Source organism: Bacteroides sp. ET225 (genome assembly GCF_024733745.1).
In the GTDB taxonomy this organism is placed as follows: domain Bacteria; phylum Bacteroidota; class Bacteroidia; order Bacteroidales; family Bacteroidaceae; genus Phocaeicola; species Phocaeicola excrementipullorum.
In genome coordinates this window covers 1-3,076 of record NZ_JANRHN010000068.1, presented here as the reverse complement: position 1 = coordinate 3,076, position 3,076 = coordinate 1, and the positions used below count along the sequence as shown (strand labels likewise).

Below are 3,076 nucleotides of genomic sequence, written 5' to 3'. Positions count from 1 at the left end.
GGGGGCGCAGGAAAGTAGTTAAGGGCGCACGGCGGATGCCTTGGCTCCCGGAGGCGACGAAGGACGCGGCAAGCTGCGAAAAGCCGCGGGGAGGCGCATGCAGCCTTTGATCCGCGGATTTCCGAATGGGACAACCCGTCATCCTGAAGGGGTGACATCCCGCTTTTGCGGGAGGCCAACGCGGGGAACTGAAACATCTTAGTACCCGCAGGAAAAGAAAACAACAGTGATTCCCCCAGTAGCGGCGAGCGAACGGGGAGAAGCCCAAACCGCAGGCGTTTCGGCGCCTGCGGGGTTGTAGGACCGCGAGGTCGGTTCTGGAAGGCGAGCGGAACGCGCTGGAACGCGCGGCCGCAGCGGGTGAAAGCCCCTTACGCGCAGCCTTCCCGGACTGTAGCGGCATCCTGAGTAGGGCGGGACACGTGCAATCCCGTCTGAATCTGCCGGGCCCATCCGGCAAGGCTGAATACTCCCGGGAGACCGATAGCGAACCAGTACCGTGAGGGAAAGGTGAAAAGCACTCCGAACAGGAGGTTGAAATAGAACCTGAAACCGTGCGCCTACAAGCGGTCGGAGCCTTCTATTGAAGGTGACGGCGTGCCTTTTGCATAATGAACCTGCGAGTTTCCGTCGCCGGCGAGGTTAAGGGGGACGACCCCCGGAGCCGCAGCGAAGGCGAGTCTGAACAGGGCGTTCAGTCGGCGGCGGAAGACGCGAAACCGAGTGATCTACCCTTGTCCAGGATGAAGTCCGGGTAACGCCGGATGGAGGTCCGAACCGATAGGCGTTGAAAAGCCTCCGGATGAGGTGAGGGTAGGAGTGAAAGGCCAATCAAACTCGGAGATAGCTCGTACTCCCCGAAATGCATTTAGGTGCAGCCCCGGGCGTTCGCGGCGCGAGGTAGAGCGACTGATAGGATGCGGGGGCTTCGCCGCCTGCCAAGTCCTGACAAACTCCGAATGCGCGCCGCCCACAGCCCGGGAGTGAGGGCGCGGGTGCTAAGGTCCGCGCCCGAGAGGAGAAGAATCCTGACCGCCGTCCAAGGCCCCGAAGTGGAGGCTCAGTTAGTTTAACGGGGTCCGGCCGCAGAGACAGCTAGGACGTTGGCTTGGAAGCAGCCATTCGTTTGAAGAGTGCGTAACAGCTCACTAGTCGAGGGGCCGGGCATGGATAATAATCGGGTATAAGCCTCCCGCCGAAGACGCGGGACCTTAAGGTCGGTAGGGGAGCATTCCGTGCGCGGCGAATCCGGGGCGCGAGCCCCGGTGGAGCGCACGGAAAAGCAAATGCAGGTATAAGTAACGATAAGGGGGGCGGGAAACCCCCCCGCCGCAAGACCAAGGTTTCCTGATCCACGCTAATCGGATCAGGGTAAGTCGGGCCCTAAGGCTAAGCGTACGGCGAGGCCGATGGCAGAGACGGTCAAGATTCCGTCACTGCCCGCAGGGGCGACGCGGGGACGCGGGAGTGGCACCGCCGCCGTCCGACGGAATGGACGGTTTAAGGGTGTAGGAGCTGAGGAGTCCAGGAAAGTCCGGGCTCCGATCCGAACCTGAAAGTACGGGGATCCCTTCGGGGCTCCCCGATAGCGCGGGTAACCAGGCCGCCGAGAAAATCCGCTAAGCTCCACCCTGCGGGCACCCGTACCGAAACGGACACACGTGGTCGGGTAGAACATACTGAGGCGCTCGGGTGAATCACGGTCAAGGAACTAGGCAAACTGACCCTGTAACTTCGGGATAAAGGGTCCCTCCTCGCAAGAGAGGGCGCAGAGAATAGGTCCAGGCAACTGTTTAACAAAAACACAGGGCTGTGCCAATACGAAAGTAGCCGTATACAGCCTGACACCTGCCCGGTGCCGGAAGGTTAAGGGGAGAGGTCATCCTTTCTGGAGAAGCCTTGAACTGAAGCCCCGGTAAACGGCGGCCGTAACTATAACGGTCCTAAGGTAGCGAAATTCCTTGTCGGGTAAGTTCCGACCTGCACGAATGGTGTAATGATCCGGACACTGTCTCGACCGTGAGCCCGGTGAAATTGTAGTATCGGTGAAGATGCCGATTACCCGCGATGGGACGAAAAGACCCCGTGAACCTTTACTGCAGCTTAGCGCTGCGCCTGGGCACGCGGTGTGTAGGATAGGCCGGAGGCTTCGACTCGGGCGCGCCAGCGTCCGCCGAGCCGTCGTTGAAATACGGCCCTCCGTTTGTCCGGGCGCTAACCCCCTCGGCGGGGTACACCGCTTGGCGGGCAGTTTGACTGGGGTGGTCGCCTCCAAAAGCGTAACGGAGGCTTCCAAAGGTGCCCTCGGGCCGATCGGTAACCGGCCTGTGAGTGCAATGGCATAAGGGCGCTTGACTGGGAGGCAGACATGCCGAGCAGGTGGGAAACCAGGGCATAGTGATCCGGCGGTTCCGCATGGAAGGGCCGTCGCTCAAAGGATAAAAGGTACTCCGGGGATAACAGGCTGATCCCTCCCAAGAGCTCATATCGACGGAGTGGTTTGGCACCTCGATGTCGGCTCGTCACATCCTGGGGCTGGAGAAGGTCCCAAGGGTTGGGCTGTTCGCCCATTAAAGTGGCACGCGAGCTGGGTTCAGAACGTCGTGAGACAGTTCGGTCTCTATCTATCGCGGGCGCATGAAATTTGCGCGGCTCGGGCACTAGTACGAGAGGACCGTGCCTGACCGACCTCTGGTCTGCCGGTTGTGCCGCCAGGCGCACCGCCGGGTATCCACGTCGGGATCGGATAAGCGCTGAACGCATCTAAGCGCGAAGCCGGCCGCAAGATTGGATTTCACAGGGCCGTCAGAGACGATGACGTCGATAGGGCGCAGGTGCACGGGCGGAGACGCCCTCAGCCGAGCGCTACTAATTGCCCGCACGCTTTCCTGGAGTTTCAAGCTTCCGCGTCTGTCCTTCCCGTCCATCCTCTCCTTTCCCATTGAGGCGGCCACAGCCCGGAGGCTCCACCCCTTCCCATTCCGAACAGGGCAGTTAAGCTCCGGCGCGCCGATGGTACTGCGAAAGCGGGAGAGTAGGTCGCCGCCGTATTCCGAGGCCCTCCGGCATCCCTGAA

At 61.2% G+C, this 3,076-nt stretch carries 2 rRNA genes; both read left to right on the top strand.

The window, feature by feature from the left end:
* Positions 1 to 8 precede the first annotated feature (8 nt).
* Positions 9 to 2,892: ribosomal RNA gene (locus tag NW212_RS15060) — 23S ribosomal RNA — on the top strand.
* 50 nt (positions 2,893 to 2,942) lie between these two features.
* A 5S ribosomal RNA gene (gene rrf, locus NW212_RS15055) occupies positions 2,943 to 3,051 on the top strand.
* Positions 3,052 to 3,076 lie beyond the last annotated feature (25 nt).